The organism is Amycolatopsis nalaikhensis, assembly GCF_030264295.1.
In the GTDB taxonomy this organism is placed as follows: domain Bacteria; phylum Actinomycetota; class Actinomycetes; order Mycobacteriales; family Pseudonocardiaceae; genus Amycolatopsis; species Amycolatopsis nalaikhensis.
Genome location: NZ_CP127173.1, coordinates 2,592,674 through 2,611,130, shown reverse-complemented (window position 1 = coordinate 2,611,130; position 18,457 = coordinate 2,592,674). Strand labels below are relative to the sequence as shown.

The 18,457-nt window shown below is 70.9% G+C and carries 19 protein-coding genes and 1 pseudogene; 13 read left to right on the top strand and 7 right to left on the bottom strand.

The genetic code is table 11. The features are described from left to right. The 5 genes from QP939_RS12930 to QP939_RS12910 all read left to right on the top strand — a co-directional run bounded on the left by QP939_RS12930 (position 1) and on the right by QP939_RS12910 (position 5,408). The gene (locus tag QP939_RS12930) at positions 1-1,791 is read left to right on the top strand and encodes a sodium/solute symporter (RefSeq protein ID WP_285456991.1); all 1,791 of its coding nucleotides are present in this window, start codon (positions 1-3) and stop codon (positions 1,789-1,791) included. Positions 1,792-1,994: 203 nt separating this feature from the next. Beyond that, positions 1,995-2,345: a DUF485 domain-containing protein gene (locus QP939_RS12925; protein WP_285456990.1), complete on the top strand. Its 351-nt coding sequence runs from the start codon at positions 1,995-1,997 to the stop codon at positions 2,343-2,345. Next, entirely contained in the window at positions 2,342-3,970 is a 1,629-nt protein-coding gene (locus tag QP939_RS12920; protein WP_285456989.1) for a monocarboxylic acid transporter, read from the top strand. The genes QP939_RS12925 and QP939_RS12920 overlap by 4 nt, the downstream gene beginning before the upstream one ends. A 53-nt stretch (positions 3,971-4,023) precedes the next feature. Further along, positions 4,024-4,383: a rhodanese-like domain-containing protein gene (locus QP939_RS12915; protein WP_285456988.1), complete on the top strand. Its 360-nt coding sequence runs from the start codon at positions 4,024-4,026 to the stop codon at positions 4,381-4,383. A 2-nt stretch (positions 4,384-4,385) separates the two neighbouring features. After that, on the top strand, positions 4,386-5,408 hold the full coding sequence (locus tag QP939_RS12910) for a DUF4328 domain-containing protein (RefSeq protein ID WP_434219647.1): 1,023 nt from the start codon (positions 4,386-4,388) through the stop codon (positions 5,406-5,408). Here QP939_RS12910 and QP939_RS12905 read toward each other — a convergent pair. Continuing rightward, positions 5,405-5,995 (bottom strand): TetR/AcrR family transcriptional regulator, encoded by a 591-nt coding sequence (locus QP939_RS12905; protein ID WP_285456987.1) that lies wholly within the window; start codon positions 5,993-5,995, stop codon positions 5,405-5,407. The two genes, QP939_RS12910 and QP939_RS12905, sit on opposite strands and share 4 nt — an antisense overlap. A 94-nt stretch (positions 5,996-6,089) precedes the next feature. Between QP939_RS12905 and QP939_RS12900 the strand changes: the two genes are divergently transcribed. Both QP939_RS12900 and mca read left to right on the top strand, forming a co-directional pair. Beyond that, positions 6,090-7,439 carry a DHA2 family efflux MFS transporter permease subunit gene (locus QP939_RS12900; RefSeq protein WP_285456986.1) on the top strand — a complete coding sequence of 450 codons (1,350 nt, stop codon included), beginning with the start codon at positions 6,090-6,092 and terminating at the stop codon, positions 7,437-7,439. After that, positions 7,436-8,281, top strand: coding sequence for a mycothiol conjugate amidase Mca (gene mca, locus QP939_RS12895; RefSeq protein WP_285456985.1), 846 nt, complete (start codon positions 7,436-7,438; stop codon positions 8,279-8,281). The genes QP939_RS12900 and mca overlap by 4 nt, the downstream gene beginning before the upstream one ends. A gap of 257 nt (positions 8,282-8,538) precedes the next feature. Here mca and QP939_RS12890 read toward each other — a convergent pair whose 3' ends face one another. After that, positions 8,539-9,705: a cytochrome P450 gene (locus tag QP939_RS12890; RefSeq protein ID WP_285456984.1), complete on the bottom strand. Its 1,167-nt coding sequence runs from the start codon at positions 9,703-9,705 to the stop codon at positions 8,539-8,541. A gap of 53 nt (positions 9,706-9,758) precedes the next feature. Here QP939_RS12890 and QP939_RS12885 point away from each other — a divergent pair, with 53 nt between their 5' ends. The 4 genes from QP939_RS12885 (at position 9,759) to QP939_RS12870 (ending at position 12,664) form a co-directional block, all read left to right on the top strand. Then, entirely contained in the window at positions 9,759-10,640 is an 882-nt protein-coding gene (locus QP939_RS12885; protein WP_285456983.1) for a DUF5926 family protein, read from the top strand. A gap of 129 nt (positions 10,641-10,769) precedes the next feature. Further along, positions 10,770-11,123, top strand: a complete 354-nt coding sequence (locus QP939_RS12880; RefSeq protein WP_285456982.1) for a DUF952 domain-containing protein — start codon at positions 10,770-10,772, stop codon at positions 11,121-11,123. A gap of 210 nt (positions 11,124-11,333) precedes the next feature. Continuing rightward, positions 11,334-11,846 (top strand): SigE family RNA polymerase sigma factor, encoded by a 513-nt coding sequence (locus tag QP939_RS12875; protein WP_285456981.1) that lies wholly within the window; start codon positions 11,334-11,336, stop codon positions 11,844-11,846. Further along, complete coding sequence (locus tag QP939_RS12870) at positions 11,843-12,664, top strand: hypothetical protein (protein WP_285456980.1); 822 nt, start codon at positions 11,843-11,845, stop codon at positions 12,662-12,664. The genes QP939_RS12875 and QP939_RS12870 overlap by 4 nt, the downstream gene beginning before the upstream one ends. A gap of 73 nt (positions 12,665-12,737) precedes the next feature. Here QP939_RS12870 and QP939_RS12865 read toward each other — a convergent pair. From QP939_RS12865 to QP939_RS12855, 3 genes and pseudogenes are all read right to left on the bottom strand, one after another. Beyond that, positions 12,738-13,293: pseudogene (locus QP939_RS12865) on the bottom strand (ferritin). Between the two features lie 149 nt (positions 13,294-13,442). Next, positions 13,443-14,630, bottom strand: coding sequence for an arginine deiminase (locus tag QP939_RS12860; protein ID WP_285459731.1), 1,188 nt, complete (start codon positions 14,628-14,630; stop codon positions 13,443-13,445). 40 nt (positions 14,631-14,670) lie between these two features. Continuing rightward, positions 14,671-15,483, bottom strand: a complete 813-nt coding sequence (locus QP939_RS12855) for a CPBP family intramembrane glutamic endopeptidase (RefSeq protein WP_285456979.1) — start codon at positions 15,481-15,483, stop codon at positions 14,671-14,673. A 22-nt stretch (positions 15,484-15,505) separates the two neighbouring features. Here QP939_RS12855 and QP939_RS12850 point away from each other — a divergent pair, with 22 nt between their 5' ends. Then, positions 15,506-15,967, top strand: coding sequence for a PPOX class F420-dependent oxidoreductase (locus tag QP939_RS12850; RefSeq protein ID WP_285456978.1), 462 nt, complete (start codon positions 15,506-15,508; stop codon positions 15,965-15,967). Here QP939_RS12850 and QP939_RS12845 read toward each other — a convergent pair. After that, the gene (locus tag QP939_RS12845; RefSeq protein ID WP_285456977.1) at positions 15,959-16,753 is read right to left on the bottom strand and encodes a DUF2470 domain-containing protein; all 795 of its coding nucleotides are present in this window, start codon (positions 16,751-16,753) and stop codon (positions 15,959-15,961) included. The two genes, QP939_RS12850 and QP939_RS12845, sit on opposite strands and share 9 nt — an antisense overlap. A 165-nt stretch (positions 16,754-16,918) precedes the next feature. On the opposite strand from QP939_RS12845, the gene QP939_RS12840 reads away from it, so the two are divergent. Further along, positions 16,919-17,950: a hypothetical protein gene (locus QP939_RS12840; RefSeq protein ID WP_285456976.1), complete on the top strand. Its 1,032-nt coding sequence runs from the start codon at positions 16,919-16,921 to the stop codon at positions 17,948-17,950. On the opposite strand, the gene QP939_RS12835 is transcribed toward QP939_RS12840, so the two are convergent. Beyond that, entirely contained in the window at positions 17,917-18,291 is a 375-nt protein-coding gene (locus QP939_RS12835; protein ID WP_285456975.1) for a type 2 periplasmic-binding domain-containing protein, read from the bottom strand. The genes QP939_RS12840 and QP939_RS12835 overlap by 34 nt on opposite strands. Positions 18,292-18,457 lie beyond the last annotated feature (166 nt).

Here is an 18,457-nt window from a genome sequence, read left to right as displayed (position 1 = left end):
GTGCAGCTGAACCCGTGGGCCCTGACCGGCATCGTGCTGGTCGCCGTGGTGACGTTCTTCCTCGGTCACCGCTCCTCGCGTTCGGCCACGAGCACGCACGACTTCCTGGTCGCGCGGCGCACGGTGCGCTCGCGCCGCAACGCCGCGGCGATTTCCGGTGAGTACCTTTCGGCGGCGTCGTTCCTCGGCATCGCCGGGATCGTGCTCAAGGACGGCGCCGACGCGCTGTGGTTCCCGATCGGTTTCACCGCGGGTTACCTCGCCCTGATGCTGTTCGTCGCGGCGCCGCTGCGGCGGTCCGGCGCGTACACGCTGCCCGACTTCGTCGAGATGCGGCTCGGGTCGAAGGGCCTGCGCCGGTTCTCCACGGCGTTCGTCGTGTTCATCGGGATCCTCTACATGGTCCCGCAGCTGCAGGGCGCCGGGCTGACACTGGCGACGATCCTGCCGGTGCCGGTGTGGGCGGGCGCGATCGCGGTGATGGTCGTGGTGGCGTTCAACGTGATCGCGGGCGGCATGCGCGCGATCACCGTGGTGCAGGCGTTCCAGTACTGGCTCAAGCTGTTCGCGATCGCGGTGCCTGCCTTCGTGCTGTGCCTGGTCTTCTTCGCCGGCGGCGGGCCGGACGGCTTCCGCCCGCTGGGCGCGCCCGCGCCGCCGGTGTTCACCACCGACACCACTGTGGACGTCCAGACCGACGTCACCCTGCACGTCACTTCGGACACCTACCTCTGGGCGTACGGCCGCACCGACAACGGCCCAGCCGGCGGCCCGACGCACTGGACGCCGCTGGCGCCGCACACCGTGGCCGAAGGCACGAAGCTGAAGTTCCTGGCCGGCACGCCGGTCCCGGCGGTCAGCGACGCGATCGCGGACAACGCGAACTGGCTGCACCCGGGCTCGGGCAGCCTCACCGACCTGCTGCAGACGTACTCGCTGATGTTCGCGACGTTCCTCGGCACCATGGGCCTGCCGCACGTGCTGGTCCGCTTCTACACCAACCCCGACGGCAAGGCCGCGCGCCGCACCACCGTGCACGTCCTGCTGCTGCTCGGCCTCTTCTACCTCTTCCCGACGCTGCTGGGCGCGCTGTCCCGGATGTACGTGCCGGAGCTGCTGGTCACCGGCAAGACGGACGCGGCGATCCTGCGGTTGCCCACGGCGATCCTGCCGGGCGTCGGCGGCCAGATCCTCGGCGCGGTCACCGCGGCGGGCGCGTTCGCCGCGTTCCTCTCCAGCACGTCCGGGCTGCTGGTGAGCGTCGCCGGGGTGGTGTCGACCGACCTGCTGCCCGGCCGGGTGCGGGACTTCCGCGTCGCGACCGGGCTGGTCGCGCTGTTCCCGATCGCGCTGGCCGTCCTGCTGCGGCCGGAGGACATCTCGCTGTCGATCGGCCTGACGTTCGCGCTCGCCGCGTCGACGTTCAGCCCGTTGCTGGTGCTGGGCATCTGGTGGCGCAAGCTGTCCTGGCCGGGTGCGCTGGCCGGGATGTTCGTCGGCGGCGGGCTGGTGCTGGCCGCGCTGGTGGTCAACGTCGTGAGCGGCTACACCGGCGGCTGGGCACCCTGGTTCGTCAACCAGCCCGCGCTGATCACCGTGCCGGTCGCCTTCGTGACGACCTACGTCGTCAGCCGCCTCACCGGGTACGGGCGCCCGGACCACGTCCACGACATCATGCTGCGGCTGCACGCGCCCGATCCGCTCGGGTTCATGCGGGACAGGGCGGTCGCGCGGTTCGGGCAGGCCGAGGAAAAGACCCGGATCGCCGGCCGCGGCCGGCACCGCAAGTGATCCACTGACAGCCAGTCAGAAATTCTTACCCGATCGAGTGAGTTTCGGTCTGCTATCCGGACATCGTGCGCGAATCTCTTAGTGGGTTTCTACTTAAGGTCAAGCGCCCGATTGGGGGCTTACCAACTACACCGTTAACTCTTTACGGTCCGTTGGCTTCAAACAGTACGGCCAGTACGCGAACGGGAAGGTGGAGATCCGCTGTGAGCAGCACCGAACAAGACGTCGGTGGCGCGGAGCCGCGAACCGACTGGGAGAAGATCCAGGGGAGTCCCGAATTCACCGACCTGCGGCGCAGGCTGCGGGTCTTCGTGTTCCCGATGACCGCGCTGTTCCTGCTCTGGTATCTGCTGTACGTGCTCCTCGCCGACTACGCGCACGGATTCATGAGCACGAAGCTGTTCGGCAACATCACCGTCGGCCTGGTGTTCGGGCTCCTGCAGTTCGTGTCGACGTTCGTCATCACCGGGCTGTACGTCCGCTACGCCAACCGGAAGCTCGACCCGGTCGCCGACGGGATCCGCGCGAAGATCGAAGGGGAGCCCGGCAAATGAACGTCGCCGCGGGCGTGGAAGGCAGCAACTCCACCCTCAACATCATCATCTTCCTGGTCTTCGTCGCGATCACGCTGGTGATCGTGTTCCGGGCCAGCCGCAACACGAAGACGGCGTCGGACTACTACGCCGCCGGCCGCGCGTTCACCGGCCCGCAGAACGGCATCGCGATTTCCGGTGACTACCTTTCCGCGGCGTCGTTCCTCGGCATCGCCGGCGCGATCGCCATCAACGGCTACGACGGCTTCCTCTATTCGATCGGCTTCCTCGTCGCGTGGCTCGTCGCGCTGCTCTTGGTGGCGGAACTGCTGCGCAACACCGGCAAGTTCACGATGGGCGACGTGCTGGCGTTCCGGATGAAGCAGACGCCGGTGCGCGCGGCGGCCGCGATTTCCACGCTGGCCGTGTCGTTCTTCTACCTGCTGGCGCAGATGGCGGGCGCGGGTGGCCTGGTCAACCTGCTGCTGGGTATCGAAGGCGAGGCCGGGCAGGACATCGTGATCGCCGTCGTCGGCGTGATCATGATCCTGTACGTGCTGATCGGCGGCATGAAGGGCACCACGTGGGTGCAGATCATCAAGGCGGCGCTGCTGATCGTCGGCGCGTTCGCGATGACGCTGTGGGTGCTCGGCAAGTACGGCTTCAACCTCTCCAGCCTGTTCCAGGCCGCCGTCGACAAGGGCGGCAAGGGCGGCGCGGCGCTGCTCGACCCGGGCAAGCAGTACGGCAAGACAGGCACGACGAAGCTCGACTTCCTGTCGCTGGGCATCGCGCTGGTCCTCGGCACGGCGGGCCTGCCGCACGTCCTGATGCGCTTCTACACGGTGCCGACCGCGCGCGACGCGCGTCGCTCGGTGGTCTGGGCCATCGTGCTGATCGGCGTGTTCTACCTGTTCACGCTGGTGCTCGGCTACGGCGCGGGCGCGCTCGTCGGCCCGGACAAGATCTCGAAGGCCCCCGGCACGACGAACTCCGCCGCGCCGCTGCTGGCATTGGAGCTGGGCGGTCCGGTGCTGCTCGGGTTCATCTCCGCGGTCGCGTTCGCGACGATCCTCGCGGTGGTCGCCGGGCTGACGATCACGGCGTCGGCGTCGTTCGCGCACGACGTCTACGCGAGCGTGCTCAAGAAGGGTCAGGTCTCCACAGGCGGCGAGGTCCGCGTCGCCCGGATCACGGCGCTGGTCATCGGCGCGCTGGCCATCGCGGGCGGCATCCTGGCGAAGAGCCAGAACGTCGCGTTCCTGGTGGCGCTGGCCTTCGCGGTGGCGGCGTCGGCGAACCTGCCGACGATCCTCTACTCGCTGTTCTGGAAGCGGTTCAACACCCAGGGCGCGCTGTGGTCGATCTACGGCGGCCTGGTCGTCACGATCGTGCTGATCGTCTTCTCGCCCGCGGTTTCGGGCAAGCCGGTGGACGCCAAGACGGGCAAGAGCGCGTCGATGATCCAGGGCGTCGACTTTCACTGGTTCCCGCTCGACAACCCGGGCCTGGTCTCGATCCCGGCGGCGTTCCTGCTCGGCTGGCTCGGCACGGTCCTGTCGAAGGAGCGGAACACGAAGAAGTACGCCGAGATGGAGGTCCGCGCGCTGACCGGCGCCGGTGCCGAGAAGGCGGTAGTGCACTGACCGCTTTGCGGGGGCGTTGACCTCACGCGCGGGCAACGCCCCCGCATGGCAGCATGGAGACCGTGGTGAGCCCTGCTGAACTGCCGACCGCCGAGGTCCGCGACCTGCCCAAGGACGGCCTCGTGCTGCTCGACGTCCGCGAAGACGACGAGTGGGCCGCCGGCCACGCGCCCGGCGCCGTGCACATCCCGATGGGGGAGCTGCCCGCCCGCGTCGGCGAACTGACCGACCTGCCCGACGACCAGCCGATCCACGTGATCTGCCGCAGCGGCGGCCGGTCCGCGCGGGCGGCCGCGTGGCTCAACCAGAGCGGCTGGGACGCGGTGAACGTCGCCGGCGGCATGGGCGCGTGGCAGCGCGAAGGCCGTCCGATGGTCAGCGAACACCCCGGCGTCGAACCCGAAGTGATCTAGCCTTGCAGCCGGGTCCGCCTCCCCCACCCGGGTACTGGCCGCGCCAGACCCCGCCGCCGACCGCCCAGCAGCTGCAGGGCCGGATGCTGGCCGCGCGACCGGAGCCGTACCCGTACCACCACCGTCCGGTGCACCGGCCGAGGCTGCGCTGGGTGGCGACCCCGCCGCCCGGCGCGTGGCCGCGCCGCCGGGTGGTCGCGCCCGAGCGGTACCTCGGGCCGCCGGCGTACCCGGTGCCGCCGCGCTGGGGCTTCCCGAACCTGGTCTGGCGCCGTCCGACGTCGGTGCCCGGCACCGCGTCCGACGAGGTCCGCCCGATCGACCGCGTCCCGGTGCTCAGCCGCAGCGTGATCCTCGTGCTCTTCGGCTTCGCCGCGCTCGCCGTGGTCGCCGCCGTCGCGGAGATCTGGCGGTACGTGCTGCTCGTCCAAGGCCGCGACTCCGCGCTGGCCCGCTCGGTGGTGGCGTTCTCCGACGGCTTCGTGCTCACCGCGGGCCTGCTGGCGTCGATCCTCGCGCTGCTGCCCGCCGGGTTGTCGCTGTGGTGGCTGCTGGTCGCCCGCCAGGCGGCGGCGGACGTGTCGGGCGACGACCCGCCGCGGCCCGTGTGGCAGGTCCTCGTCGGCGTGCTCGTGCCGGTGGCGAACCTGCCGATGGCGCTGTCGATCGTCGGCGAGCTGGAGCACGCGGTGCTGGGCCGCCCGCGCGACGTCCGGCCGAAGCCGTCCCGCCAGGTCGTCGTGTGGTGGGGCGCCTGGCTGCTGAACTGGATCCTGCTGGGGGTGTCGATCGTCTGGCGCTTCCGCGACGACGTGCAGTCGATGGCCGACAGCGTCGTCCTGGTCGCGTTGACCGATCTCTCGGCGGCGGGGCTGGCCGTGGTGACCGCCCTGGTCGTGCGGCGGTTCTCGGCGTTGCTGGCGCCTTCGGACGCCCGGGCCGTGCGCTCGATGCGCGTGCTCAAGGTGGCCGGTGCGCCCGAGCCGGAGCTGCGCCCGTCCCGTCCGGCCGGCGCGGCCCGCTAGTACCGGCCGAAGACCGGTTCGAGCTGGTCGAAGGCCTGTTCCGCGACGGGCCACAGCGCGTCGGCGATCCCCTGCTCGCCCTCGATGGTCCGGTTGAAGACCTCCTCGAACAGCACCCGCAGCACGGTCGCGACGTGCGCGGCGGCGAGCACCGGCGGCACCCCTTCCGCGGGGTGGCGGGCGACCAGCAGGTCGATGAGCGTCGACTCGCGCTCGCGGTGCATCTCGTGCAGGGCGTTCGTCAGGACCGGGCTCTCCCTGATCATCAGCGCGAAGGCCGGGCCCGAGAAGCCGACGATCGCCTGCTGGGCGCCCAGCGCTTCGAAGTAGAGCTCGCGCGTGTCGTGGAAGAAGCTGTCGCGGATCAGCGACGCCGGCCACGAGACGAAGTCCGCGCGGATGTCGAAGACGAGGTCTTCCTTGCGCGGGAAGTGGTTCGTCACGGTCATCTTGGCGACCCGCGCCGCGCTGGCGATGTCGGCGATCGTCACGTCCTCGAAGCCGTTCCGGATGAACAGGCGCGTGGCGACGTCGGAGATGTTGCGCCTGGTCTCGTGCTTCTTCTGGGCACGGAGTCCCTCGCTCATGCCATCACCCTACTGGGTCGAACCCAAGTTTGTGCTTGACCCATTGAGTGTGTTGAACCTAATCTGAGGTTCGACCTAATCAACTGGGGGCGAGATGACAACGGCGGTGGCCCGGCCCGACGCCGCACTGTGGCGGCTCGGCGGCGTCCTGATCATGGGCGCGGTGCTGTCGATCCTGGACGCGACGATCGTGACCGTCGGGATCGACGCGATCGCCCGTGACCTGGGCAGTTCGCTGACCACGGTGCAATGGGTGGCGAGCGCGTACCTGCTGGCGGCCTCGGCGGCGATCCCGTTGTCGGGCTGGCTGACCGACCGGTTCGGCGGCCGCGCGGTGTGGCTGACGGCGGTGGCGATCTTCACGGCGGGCACGCTGCTGTGCGGCTTCGCGTGGTCGGCACCTGCGTTGATCGCGTTCCGGGTGCTCCACGGCCTGGGCGGCGGGTTGATGCAGCCGGTCGGCCAGGCGGTGTTCGCGCAGGAGGCGGGCCCGGCGCTGGGCCGGATGATCGGCGTGATCACCCTGCCGGCAACGGTGGCCCCGGTACTGGGCCCGCTGCTGGGCGGTGCGCTGGTGGCGGACTTCGGGTGGCGCTGGATGTTCTTCGGGATCGTCCCGCTGGGCGTGGCGACGTTCTGCTTCGCCCGCCGCCTCCTGCCAGCTCCTGTTCCGGACGGCGCGCGCGAACCACTGGACATCCGCGGGATCCTGCTGCTTTCGCCAGGGCTGGGCGCGTTCGTGTACGGCCTGGCCGAGGGCGTGGTGATCGCCTGGGTCGCCGGGGCCGCGTTGCTGCTGGCGTACGGCGTCCACGCGGCCCGGACACCGTCGGCGGTGCTGGACCTGAAGCTGTTCCGGGACAAGGGGTTCGCGGTGGCGAGCGCGAGCACGTTCCTGCTGGGCGCGTCGCTGTACAGCTCGATGCTGGTGCTGCCGCTGTACTACCAGCAGGTCGAGCAGGCGAGCGCGTTGCAGGCTGGCCTGTTGCTGGCACCCCAAGCCCTCGGTTCGGCGGCGGTCCTGCTGGCGGGTGGTCGGCTCCTGGCCCGGTTCGGCCCGCGCCGCATGATGCTGGCGGGGATCGGCCTGTCGATGCTGGGCACACTGGCGTTCACCCAGCTCGGCGCGGCCCCTGGAGGCGTGGTCTTGACGCTGTCACTGCTGATTCGCGGCGCAGGCCTGGGCGCGGCGACCACGCCGGGCATGACCACGCTCTACGGTTCCCTGGAGCGGTCCCGCATCCCGCGGGCGGCAAGCGCGTTCAACGTGATCAACCGGATAGGCGGCTCACTGGGCACGGCGCTGCTGGCCGCGGTCCTCCACCACGAACTCACGGACACAGCGGCACCCACGGCTTTCGGCACGACGTTCACGTGGGCACTTCTCCTGTCCGCCCTGACTCTGGTTCCCGCAGCTTTCTTCCCCCGTAGGAGCACCCGATGAAGTACCGCCTGCTGAGCGTCCACGCCCACCCCGACGACGAGTCCAGCAAGGGAGCGGCCACGTTGGCCCGCTACGCGACCGAGGGCGTGGAGGTCTTGGTGGCCACATGCACGGGCGGCGAACGCGGCGACGTCCTGAACCCGGCGTTGGACACCCCGGAGACCCACGCGAACCTCCCAGCGATCCGCCGCCGCGAAATGGCGGCGGCGGCGGAGATCCTGGGCGTGCACCACCGTTTCCTCGGCATGGTCGACTCCGGCTTGCCGGGCGAAGGCGACCCCCTGCCGGAGGGCAGCTTCGCGACGCTGCCGTTGACCGAAGCGGCGTCCCCGTTGGTGGCCCTGATCCGCGAGTTCCGCCCCCAGGTGGTGATCACGTACGACGAAACGGGCGGCTACCCCCACCCGGACCACATCCGAACCCACGAGGTGACGCTGGAAGCGTTCACGGCCGCGGCCGACCCATCCCGCTACCCGGGCACGGGCAAGCCGTGGCGCCCACAGAAGCTGTACTACCAAGCGGCGCTGAGCAGGGCCTGGTTCCAAACCCTGCACGACGCAACCCTGGCGGCGGGCCTGGAGTCCGGAATGGGCGAGGTCCTCACGGAGTTGCCACCCGAAGACCAGCTGAAGGTGACAACACGGATCCGGTGCGAGGAATACTTCCCCACGCGCGACCGCGCGTTATTGGCCCACGCATCCCAGGTGGACCCGGCCCACCCGTTCTTCGCCTACTCACGCGAGATCGAACGGGAGGTCTGGCCATACGAGGACTACCACCTCGCCCACCCGACACCAGGCCCAGCTCTCGAGGACGATCTGTTCACCGGAGTAACCCCATGAGCCCGCAGCCCGCGGACAACAAACGCGCCCGCCGCCGAGGGCTTCAGCCAGCCACGGCCCGGCAGCCGCCCTGCCCAGCGCTCAGCGAGCGCGGGCTGGGATAGTCATCCGGACAAGTCCGCCCAGCGCGGCGGCGATCCGCTCGGCGGGCTCCCCGCCAAGCCTCGCGGGCGGCGAGCCGCGGGTGTCCCGTGGAGCCGCAACCCCTGCGGCCCACCAAGGCGGTCCGCGTCCTTCCCCAAGCCGCGGCCCGCACCTCAGGCGGTGACCCGAAGCTCCCGCAGCCCCCGAATCACAAACTCGGGCCGCCGCCGAGGACGCTCCGCCAGCCGCAGCCCCGGCAACTTCTCCGCCAAGGCACCAAGAGCAGCGGCGATCTCAACCCGAGCAAGAGGAGCCCCCACGCAGTAGTGAATCCCCAGCCCGAACCCGAGATGAGCATTGGGCGTCCGCCCGATGTCCAGCCGATCCGGCTCGTCGAAAACCTTCGGATCCCGCGCAGCAGCCCCCAGCAATGCCCCGATCTTCTGCCCCCGCGAAACGACATACCCACCGATCGTCACGTCCTCGGTGGCCGTCCGCTCGAAGAGCTGCAGCGGAGCGTCGAACCGGATCAGCTCCTCCACACAAGAATCCAGAAGGGACGGTGAGGCCAGCAGTCGCTCCCACTCCGCCCGATGCGTGAGCAGCGCGAAGATGCCGTTGCCGAGCACGTTCACGGTCGCCTCATGGCCGGCCATCAGCAGCAGCACCGCGGTCGCCACCAGCTCGTCCGGCGTCAGCTCGCTCCGCAAAAGGTCGCTGATGATGTCGTCACCCGGCGACGAAGCCCGCGATGCAGCCACTGAACGCACGTACGCGACGAACTCCTCGGCAGCGCGCTCGGCAGCGTCGCGACCTTCCTCGGAAAGGCCGTACTCGTACATCTTCACGATCGCGTTGGACAGCTCGACCATCCGCGGGCCGTCGGACCCGGGCACCCCCAGCAACTCGGCGATGACGGCGACCGGCAGCGGTTGGGCCAGGTGCTCGAGCAGGTCGGCACTGCCGTCGGCGGCGATGGCGGCCGCCAGCGAGTCGACCATCGACGCCGCCAGCGAACCGACCATCGGGCGCAGCCGCTGGACGTGGCCGCGGCCGAACGCTCCCGCGATCAAGCGGCGCAGGCGCGTGTGGGCCGGTGGCTCGTTCTCCAGCAGCGAGTTGCGGTGCAGCAGGTTGAACGACGCGAACCGCTCGAGCGGCTGGGCGTCCTGCCAGATCCGGCCCAGCCCACGGTGACGCAGCACCGCCGACGACGCCGCGTGCGACACCGCGACGGCGAGGCCGAGGCCTTCGTGGAAGTGGACTTCGCCTTGCTCACGAAGGGCGGCGAAGGCCGGGTACGGGTCAGCGAGGAACGCGGGATCGCGGGGGTCGAACACGTCGCGAGACTAACCCTTCGATAGCGTCTCAAGCCGAGCCAGAGGAGGCAGCAGTGGGCAAGGGCGCGCGCAAGAAGGGTCCCAAGCAGGCGTCGGACCGCAAGCCGAAGGTGCGCGACGTCTTCGTCGGCCAGCCGTTCGAAGGCCTGGCCGCGGAGCCTGAGCTGATCGCGCTGCGCGAGTTCGTCCCGTCCGCGACGGCCAAGCTGACCCTCGCCGACGGCGGGGACGTCACCCTCGGCACCGTGCTGCCGATGGCCGCGGCCGCGTTCGTCCGCTCGGACGGCGAACGCTACCTCGGCCTGCAGGTGCAGACGCGCTCCTCCGACATCAGCCGGGACCTCGGCCGCTCGCTGAAGTGGCTGCTCGACGCCAAGGAGGGCGACGTCCTCGCGGTGCCGGACACGACCACGCCGCCGTCGGCCGATGAGCACGCCCGGCTGCAGGACCTGCTGGCCCCCGGTGCCGAGCTCGACGTCACCCTGCACCAGGACTTCGGCTGGTGGCTGCCCGAGGACGCCGACGCCACCGGGGACGTCGCCGTGTCACTCGAGCGCGCCAACGCCGCCATCATGCCGACCGAGCGGCTCGGCTCGGGCGCCTACTGGGTCCTCGCCGGCGAGAAGGCCCACCTGCGCTGGGTCCGCCCGGAGCCCGAGAACCTGCTGCTGCAGGCGCTGGCCCGGCTGTCCGCGGCCGGGGAGCTCGGCCTCGGCGAGGGCTCGCGCTACGCGGGCTCGTTCCGGGCGCACGGCCTCCTCGTGCCGGTGTGGGACCTCGACACCGAGGCCCACGCCCGCGAGTGGGCCGACGCGAAGGACGCCCTCGGCGCCCGCCTGGAAACCGCCCTCAAGTCGCTCGACGACGAGCCGCTGAACGCCACCGAACGGCGCGCGCGGGACGGGCTCATCGGCCGTCAGCTCACCCTGCGCTGAGCCTCGTCGGAAAGCACCGGACCGCCGGTTTGTCCCGGCGGCTGGAAACCGCTCGATGAGCGTTCAACCAGGTACTTTGTGGCGCACGAGACACCGCCGCCGGATCGCGGCGGTGGGACGATTCTCGGCGTGATACTCCACATCTGCGGGGCGGCCGACTGGGCCGAAGTGGGCGAAGACGGCGCGTACCGGCCGCCCTCCCTGGACGACGTCGGGTTCATCCACTGCTCCGACTTCGGCACGGCGCACCTGCCTGCCAACGCGCTCTACCGGGGCCGCACCGACCTGGTGCTGCTCGAGATCGACCCGGCGAAGGTCGGCGTGCCCGTCCGCTGGGAGGACGGCGCGCCGCCGCACCCGGCCGGTGTCTGGTTCCCGCACGTGTACGGCCCGATCCCGCGTTCGGCGGTCGTCGGGGTGCACCCGTTCACCGAGACGGGAGACGGCGGCTTCCGGCTGCCCGACTCCCTCGCCCACCGCTGACGTGGGCAGATCAGTGCCCGGCCGGGTCTCCGCGAACTCGGCCGGGAACGCGGGCAACCTGAGGGGGCTGTGATGCGTGTTGGGGGAGAAAGCGACTCGGCTTCCGGCTACCCGACCCCGATGGGAGGCGATACGGTGACCGCTGCGGCACCCGTCTTCACCGGGGCAGAACCCTGGGTGACCAGCGCAGGCCGAGGGAGGGCCGCGACCTTGCCGGCTGAGCTGGCCGACTTCGGCGACTTCGTGCGGGCCACCCTGCCCGGGCTGCTGCGGTACGGCCACGCCCTCACCGGCAACCCGCACGACGCCGCCGACCTGGTGCAGACCGTGCTGGAGAAGATCGGTTCGCGCTGGTCCCACGTGCACGACAAGACCGGCGACCCGCTCGCGTACGTCCGCCGGTCGATGGCGAACGCGCACGTCAGCCGGTGGCGCCGCACGCGCCGCGAGAACCTGGTCGCCGACCTGCCGGACACCAGCCCGCACGTGCCCGCCGACCCGTTCGAGCACGAGCCGCTGTGGCGCGCGTTACGAACGTTGCCGCCGAGGCAACGCGCCGTGATGGTGCTGCGTTACTACGAAGGTCTCTCGGAAGCGGAGATCGCCGGTGCCCTCGGCGTCACGCAGGGCACCGTCAAGAGCCAGGCCAGCAAGGCGATCGCGTCGCTGCGGACGAAACTGACCGCGGCCGACCTCGATGGCGAAGGGAGTGACGCGGGTTGAACATCTCCGAGGAAGAACTGGAGCAGCGCCTGCGCAAGCTGTTCGCCGACGAGCGGCTCGACTTGCCGCCGCCGCCGGACGCGGGCACGGCCATCGTCGCCGGCGCGCGACGGCGGCACCGCCGTCGCCGCGTCGTGCAGGCCGTTTCCGGCGTCGCGGCCGCCGTGGTCGCCGTCGCGGGTGGGTTGACCATGGTCCGGCTCCACACCGAGGACGGCACCGCGGTGATGTCCGCCGACGGCTCCGGGCTCAGCGTCAAGCCGCCGGAGAACCTCACCCCCGGCAGGCCACCCCAGCCGTCGACCCCCGGGCCGACCGGCACCCAGGACATCCAGGTTTCCTCGCCCCCGGCCGCACCGCCGCCGACTTCCGGCAGGCCGTCGTCCTCCCGGCAGTCGTCGACGCTGCCGCGGGTGACGAGCGGCCCGCTGCTCGCCGCGGACGGCTTCGGCAGGCTCAAGCTCGGCATGACCGCGGCCGAGGTGGCCGCCCAGTCCGTCACCCTCAGCGAAACCCAGGCCGGCGAGGCGTGCAGCGTCTACACAGTCGCGGGCAGCGGCGTCCCCGACTCGGCGACCGTCGTCATTTCGAAGGCGGTCGGGCTGACTGTCGTCACCCCGGACGCGCTGGCGCACACCGCCGAGGGCATCGGCGGCGGGTCCACGAAGGCCGAGGTGCTGGCCGCCTACCCCGCCGCGAAGGACGAGCCGGGCGGCTTGGTCGCGCCCGTCGGCGCCGCCGAATACCACTTCCGGCTCGACGAGAGCGGGGTCGTCGGGACGAGCCTGATGAGCGTCGACCAGGACTGCGCGGGCTGAGCCCGGCGCGAAACGCGAAAACCCGGGCTGTCCACAGGGGGAGAGCCCGGGTTTTCGCCCTCGTGGTGGGAAGTCAGAGCGCCCCGCCCGCCACCGGCGGCATCTGCGAGTCGGTTCCGCCGTCGCCGACGGACTCGCGGTGCAGGTGGTTCTCGACCTCGAACAGGTTGCCGTTCGCGCGCTTGACGACGTTCAGCAGCGTGTTCATCTGGGAGATCTCTTCGACCTGCTCCTTGAGGAACCACTGCGTGAACTGCTCGCTGATGTAGTCCTCTTCGGCCCGGGCCGCCTTGGCCAGCGCGGAGATGTCGGCGGCGACCTCCTTCTCCTGCTCGAGCGCGAGCTCGATCGAGCTCGGTGACGCTGGAGAAGTCGTTGCGCACCTCGCCGGTGCCGGGGATCTCGACGTGGTGGTCGCGGTCGAGCATGTACTGCACGAGCGCCATCGCGTGGTTGCGCTCTTCGACGGACTGCTTGTAGAAGTGCTTCGCCAGCTGCGGCAGGTCCTCGGCGTCGAACCACACCGCGAGCGCGATGTACTGCTGGGACGCGTTGAACTCGTTGTGGATCTGCGCCTGCAGCAGTTCGAAGAACTTCGAGCGCGGTTCTTTCTTCTTGGTGAGGGCCATGCGAACCAGAATAGGTCAAGATTGGCGGAAAGACCACTTGGGACTGGTGATCTCCCCCCTATTAGGCTTACCATTCCTAAAGAAGACGAACCTTATTTAAGTAAGCCTTCCCTAAATTGTCGCGCACATTTAGGGAAGGCTTACTTCGTTTATCGCAACGGTTCGCGGCGGATCGGGCACGACATGCAACGCGGTCCGCCGCGGCCCGAGCCCAGTTCGGAGCCCGCGATCGGCAGCACCTCGATGCCGGCCGCCTCCAGGCGTTCGTTCGTCTCGACGTTCCGCTCGTACCCGACGACCACGCCGGGCGCCAGGGCGAGGGTGTTGTTCCCGTCGTCCCACTGCTCGCGCTCGGCCGTCACGGGGTCGAGCCCGGTGTCGATGACCCGCAGCCGGTCGATTTCCATCGCCTCGGCCGCGGCCACCAGGAACGGCGCCGGCCCGGCCACCTTGACGCCGCCGTCGCCGGTCGGGCGCAGCGTGAACGCCGTCAGCGAGTCGCGCGCCAGCGGGTACATCACCACCGCGTCGGCGTCGACCATCGTGCACACGGTGTCCAGGTGCATGGTCGCGCGGGACTGCTCGATGGGCACCGCCAGCACGGTGTGCGCGATGCCGTCGGCGAACACCGACCGCGCGAGCGACTCCGCGCCCGCCGCCGTCGTCCGCTCGCCGACGCCGATGGCGAGCACGCCCGGCGCCAGCAGCATCACGTCGCCGCCTTCGATCGGCGCCGAGTGCGCGCCGTACGCGCGGGCCGCGTGCCGGAACTGCGGGTGGTAGGCGTAGATCAGGTCGAGCACCGCCGTTTCGCGGCGCCGTGCGGGCATGTTCAGCGACGAAACCGCCACCCGGTCGCCGATCCACACCGACGAGTCGCGGGTGAACAGCAGGTTCGGCAGCGGGTCGACGGCGAAGTCGTGCGGGTGGTTCATCATCCGCACCAGCGACGCGCCCTCGGCGGACGGCAGCTCCTCGAACGTCATCCCGGCCATCAGCACCTCGGCGAGCCCGGCCGCGTCGACGCCGGACAGGTGCGACCGCAGCGAGTCGGCGAGGTCGCCGCCGAGCCGCCGGTCGTCGACCGCCGCGTGCACGCCCGCCGCGTGGGCGCGGTCGTCCTCCAGCGCCGTCCGGAGCGCGTCGGCGAGCAGCAGGACGTCGACGCCGCGGCTGCGCAGCACCTCGGCGAACGCGTCGTGCTCGGCCTGGGCCCGGTCGACCCACGGGATCGAGTCGAACAGGAGCTGGTCGTTGTTGCGGGGCGTCAGCCTTTTGAGCTCGTTGCCGGGCCGGTGCAGCAGCACCGCGCGCAGGGGTCCGACTTCGCTGTCCACCCGGGGAGGTGTCGTTTCGTCGATCACCCAGCGAGCGTACTCAGGGCAACCAGGAAACGTGACCTTTGAGCAGCGAGTATCCGACGAAAGACACGAAGTCGAACAGCGTGTGCGCGGCGACCAGCGGCCACAGCCGGTTGGTCTTCTGCCACAGCCGCCCGAACACCAGTCCCATGACGAAGTTGCCGACGAACCCGCCGAAGCCCTGGTACAGGTGGTAGGACCCGCGCAGCACGGCGGCGCCGAACACGGCGGTGTTCTCCCGGACGCCGAGCTGCCGCAGCCGCGTCAGCAGGTAGCCGATGACGAGGACCTCTTCGGCGAAGGCGTTGCCGAACGCCGAGAGCGTCAGCGAAATCGGCCGCCACCACGTATCGCCCAAAGTGGACGGTTGCACCGCCAGGCTGAAGCCGAGGTGGTAGGAGACGAAGTACAGGGCCAGGCCGGGAATCCCGATCAGCGCGGCGAGCACGACGGTCAGCAGGGTGTCCCGCCCCGGCGCCCGCTTGTCCAGCCCGACCTGGGTGATCTTGATGCCCGCGCGCCACAGCAGGTACAGCCCGAGCGCGCCCCAGCCGACCAGCTGCGCCGCCGACAACAGCTGCTTGAGCAGGTCGATCAGGCTCGCCGCGGCCTGCGGCACGTTGAGCTGCGTCTGCTGCTGCGCGAGCGGCACCGGCTGCAGCAGCGAGTCCACAAGGGACAGCAGGCTGCGCACGCCGGACATCCCGAGCGTGATCCCGAAGACGATCAGCAGCTCGAGCTTGACCGCCCGGCGCTCGCGCGGGTCCTCGATCACGCCGGGGAACTCCGGGCGGGCCGGGGCCAGCCACGATCGCGCGGTGAACGTCATGACCGCACGCTACCTTCGGGGTATGCCGAGGAGCATCGCCACCAACGAAACCGTCGACCGGTCCGAACTCGTCGAGTTCCTGTCCACCCGCCACCGCGCGATCCTGCTGACCACGAAGGCCGACGGCGGCCCGCAGCTGTCGCCGGTGACCTGCGGCGTCGACTCGGCGGGCAGGCTGGTCGTCTCGACCTACCCGAAGCGCGCCAAGGTCGTGAACATCAAGCGGAACGCCCAGGTGTCCGCCTGTGTCCTCTCGGACGAGTGGAACGACCAGTGGGTGCAGGTCAACGGCACCGCCGAGGTGCTCGACATCCCGGATTCGGTCGAGCCGCTCGTGGAGTACTTCCGCAGCATTTCCGGCGAACACCCGGACTGGGACGAATACCGCGAAGCCATGGTCAAGCAGGGCAAGAGCCTGATCCGGGTCACCATCGAGAGCTGGGGCCCGATCGCGAAGGGCGGCTTCCCCGCCGAACTAGCCTGACGCGCCCCGCAGGAACGGGCAGCCGACCAGCCGCCGCAGCTCCATCGCGAGCTGCGGCGGGCTGTCGACGGACTTCGAGAACGCCAGCCGCACGTCGTGGTCGCCCGCCTCGGACTCGACGCGCAGCCGCAGCCCGAACCGGTCGAGCCCGAGCGGGCGGATCCGGCCGCCGCGCAGCTCGGCGGGCAGGTGCTTGGCCAGCTGCTCGACGACGTCGGAGTGGTCGCTCTCCAGGTGCCGCAGCCATTGGGCCTCGTAGTCGTGGAACGGGTCGGGCGGCGCCGCGCTGAACATGTGCGGGCGCAGCGAGTGCGTGCCTTCGGCGTCGGCGAGCACGAGCGACGCGGGGGTGAGCCGCAGCAGCGTGACGCCGTGGCCGACGTCGAGGAGCCGTTCGTCCGGCCGCGACTCGGCGATCGCCACCGCCCGCGCGCGGGCCGAAACCGGCGAGAGCGGCCGCAGCCAGCCGGTGATCCAAAGGAGCCCGCGGATCGGCTCGCGCAGGGCGACCGGCGCCTGGTCGGCGAGTTCGACCATCACGGCCAGCTCGCCGCGCTGGGTCTGCTTGGCCGCGTGGACCATCGGGTGGTCGTCGGGCAGCAGCACGCTGACGCTGCCGCTGTGGTGCACGTGGTGCAGGACCGGGACGACGCGCTCGCTGTCGAGGCCCGTGCGTTCGCGGGTGGGCAGCAACGACGCGGGGCCGCCCCGGGTCGCGATCGTCTTGGCGCGCTCGGCGGGGTTCGGCGCCGGCGGGCGGCGGATGGATGCGGGTGCCTCGGTCACGGCTCACCTCCTACTTAGGTGAGCCTAACCTGAATCCGACGGCGTGGGTAGTCGCTCGTTTGCGGTGCGGGTCACGTGGCGCTCCGCTGAACGGAGCACCGGGTAACGCGGGTGTGCAATCCGTCGAAAAGGCGAGTGACACAGCCGACACGGTGGGGGCCCAGCGTGCAGATCGTCCCGGTACCCGAACGCGTGCCCGCGTTCGAGCTCGACCCCGCGATGCCGTCCGGCGCGCTGCCGATCTTCGGCGAGTACCTCGACCGGATCGGCCGCGGTGCGGGGGACCGGCGGGCGCTGACCTGGTTGTTCCTGGCGTTCGGGATCGCCCAGTGCGTCACCGGCGCGGGGGTCGCCCTGCCGCTCGGCACGCTCGCGTTGGCCGGGGCGATCGAGGTGTGGTGGTTCTGCCACGCGTACGCCAGGGTGCCCGAGACGCGGCTGAAGCGGGAAGCGTTCCGGCAGGTGGACATCGCCGCCGACGGGCTGGTCGCGGCCGGGCGGACGGTCGGGGTGCGCCTGCCGGACGGCCGGTGGCTGCGCCTCCGGCTCGACGAGGCGTACCGGTTGCTGGTGGCCGGGCACCGCCGGGTGTGGCTGCTGGGCCGGGGTCCCAAGGTGTTCGTCGGCTTCTCCGGCGTGGTGCGCGTCCGCCGGGCCCGGATCCACGACGCGCCGCCGTCCGGTGCCGTGGCGGTGGCCGCGCCGGCCTGGTCCGGTTCGCCGCGGCTCGATCCCGTGCTGAGCGCGCACCGCCGCCAGATCGCTCGCGAGCTGCGCGCGACGGCGGCGTTCCTGCTGGTCCTGGCCGGTTTCGCGCTGTGGGTCCGGCTCGAGTTCCCGGCCGTGGGGTGGGTCGCCTTGCCGTTCGCGGCGGGCGCGCTGCTGAGCGCGCTGGCGGCCGTGCTGCGCTCGTTCGCCCACGGCCGCCCGCTGCCGGCCGAGCACTGGACCGAGCTGCGGGCGGTGCTGGACGGCCCGGTCCGGATGAGCCGCCGCGGCGGCGCGGCCCGGGTGAGCGGCCTGACGATGCTGGCCGACGGAACGGTGGTCGGCTTCCGCCTCCCGAAAGCGGACCCGTCGATGGCGGCGAACATCGCGGCGACGGGCCGCCTGTGGATCGCGGGCGTCCCGAAGCCGGGCGCGGCGAAGACGGGCGTGCCGGGCTACCCGGTGCTCGGCACGGTCTGGCTGGGCTGAGCCCAGCTCGGCCGCCACGCGTTCGCCGCAGGCTCGGCCCGGCCCAGGTACGTCCGCAACGCGGTCAGCGCCGGGTGCGCGTTGTCCCGGCGCCAGACCAGCGAGTGCGGGTACACCGGCATCGGGTTGACGATCGGCACGAGCCTGAGGTCGTGCCCGGGCGGCCACAGCACGCGGCTCCCCGCGCCGACGAGGGTCGCCACGTCGGCCGATTCCGCGACGGTGTCCAGCACGACCTCGGTGCCGAAGTTCGGCCCGGCGGCGTCGATCGACAGACCGAACGCGGCCGCGAACTCGGCGTAGTACGCGCCCCACTCGGTCCCGGGCACGACGCCGGGCATCCAGAGCCGGTGCCCGTCCAGCTCCGGCCAGCGGGTGCGCGGGTCCGCACAGCAGCTGGATCGGCTCGTCGGCCACCCCACCGCGCCGCGAGGTCTCCGGGCAGCTCGACGACCGCGCGGAAGGACGCGTCGACCGAGCCGTCCCGGAGCGCGGACGTGTCGAAGA

Excerpts from the sequence above, each read along its gene's own strand:
- QP939_RS12915 (WP_285456988.1), top strand. The coding sequence starts at position 4,024 with ATGGAGACCGTGGTGAGCCCTGCTGAACTGCCGACCGCCGAGGTCCGC.
- QP939_RS12835 (WP_285456975.1), bottom strand. The coding sequence starts at position 18,291 with ATGCCCGGCGTCGTGCCCGGGACCGAGTGGGGCGCGTACTACGCCGAG.
- QP939_RS12905 (WP_285456987.1), bottom strand. The coding sequence starts at position 5,995 with ATGAGCGAGGGACTCCGTGCCCAGAAGAAGCACGAGACCAGGCGCAAC.
- QP939_RS12850 (WP_285456978.1), top strand. The coding sequence starts at position 15,506 with ATGCCGAGGAGCATCGCCACCAACGAAACCGTCGACCGGTCCGAACTC.
- mca (WP_285456985.1), top strand. The coding sequence starts at position 7,436 with ATGAAGTACCGCCTGCTGAGCGTCCACGCCCACCCCGACGACGAGTCC.
- QP939_RS12855 (WP_285456979.1), bottom strand. The coding sequence starts at position 15,483 with ATGACGTTCACCGCGCGATCGTGGCTGGCCCCGGCCCGCCCGGAGTTC.
- QP939_RS12920 (WP_285456989.1), top strand. The coding sequence starts at position 2,342 with ATGAACGTCGCCGCGGGCGTGGAAGGCAGCAACTCCACCCTCAACATC.
- QP939_RS12900 (WP_285456986.1), top strand. The coding sequence starts at position 6,090 with ATGACAACGGCGGTGGCCCGGCCCGACGCCGCACTGTGGCGGCTCGGC.